Annotated in this window: 2 protein-coding genes; both read right to left on the bottom strand. The window is 68.6% G+C overall.

The window, feature by feature from the left end; all coding sequences use genetic code 11:
* Positions 1-131: 131 nt before the first annotated feature.
* Positions 132-599, bottom strand: a complete 468-nt coding sequence (locus JCM25156_RS17570; RefSeq protein ID WP_025814192.1) for a RidA family protein — start codon at positions 597-599, stop codon at positions 132-134.
* A 42-nt stretch (positions 600-641) separates the two neighbouring features.
* Positions 642-1129 (bottom strand): TSCPD domain-containing protein (locus tag JCM25156_RS17565; protein WP_025814191.1); only part of this gene is annotated, 488 nt, incomplete at its 5' end.

The raw sequence follows: 1129 nt of genomic DNA, 5'->3' as shown, positions 1-1129 counted from the left end.
CCGCGCCGGGATTTCGGCTATCACGCGGTGCAGGGTCATGACGGGGCCGGTCATGACCGGCGCACCGGGGCACGGGCCGTGCGGGGCGGTTGGATCATGACGGGCTCCCTCGGGTCGGTGTGGCTGGGGTCTCAGCCTATTTCGAACAGGCCTTCCACTTCCACCGCCGAATCAAGCGGGAGCGAGGGCACGCCCACGGTGGAGCGGGCATGGCGTCCCGCATCACCGAAGACCGCCACCGACAGGTCGGACGCCCCGTTCATGACGGTGGCATGCTGCGTGAAGTCCGGCGTGCAGGCGATGAACCCGCCCAGCCGCACCACCCGCCGCACGCGTGACAGGTCGCCAATGGCGGCCTTCACCTGCGCGATCACGTTGATCATGCTGTAGCGCGCGGCCTCCACCGCCAGTTCCACCGCAACGGTGTCACCCAGCTTGCCGGTGGTCAGCAGCTTGCCGTCAACCAGCGGCAACTGCCCCGAGACCGTCAGCATGGACCCGCTGAGCACGGCCGCCACGTAATTCGCCACGGGCGCGGCGGGCGTGGGCAGCACGATGCCAAGCTGCTTGAGGCGCTGTTCGGGGGTTTTGTCAGGCATCTCGGTCATCCTTGTATCTGGGGCGGCGGGGCGGGGCTGGCATCAGCCAACCAGCCGCAGTCCACGCCGCCGGGGGGGCGTATCGTCACCATCGTCATGGCCGGACTCGGGCAGGTCAAGCGGCAGCATGGGGGCCGGACTTTCCGCCATCGTGTCTTCATGCGGGGCGTCCGGCAGCCTGCGGCCCAGATAGGCGTCGGACAGGGCGCGGAAGGCGTAGTCCAGCATGGATGTCGCGTAGGATGCAACAGGATCGCCCTCCACCGTGCCGGCGGGGCCGAAATGGCTGTAGGCGAAGGCCTCGACATAGCTTTCCAGCGGCGCGCCATATTGCAGCCCGATGCTGACCGCCTGGCCCAGCGTGTCCATGAGACCACGGACCATGGGGCTTTCACGCGTGGGGGTCAGGCTGATCTCGCCCAGCGAACCATCGGCGTATTCCCCCGTGCGCAGGAACAGGCGGTGGCCGCCCACGCTGGTCTTCTGGGTAAAGCCGCCATGGCGGGGCGGCAGGTTGCGCCGCACGCCGC

This window comes from Komagataeibacter kakiaceti JCM 25156 (genome assembly GCF_000613305.1).
This window is presented reverse-complemented; position numbering and strand designations above follow the sequence as displayed.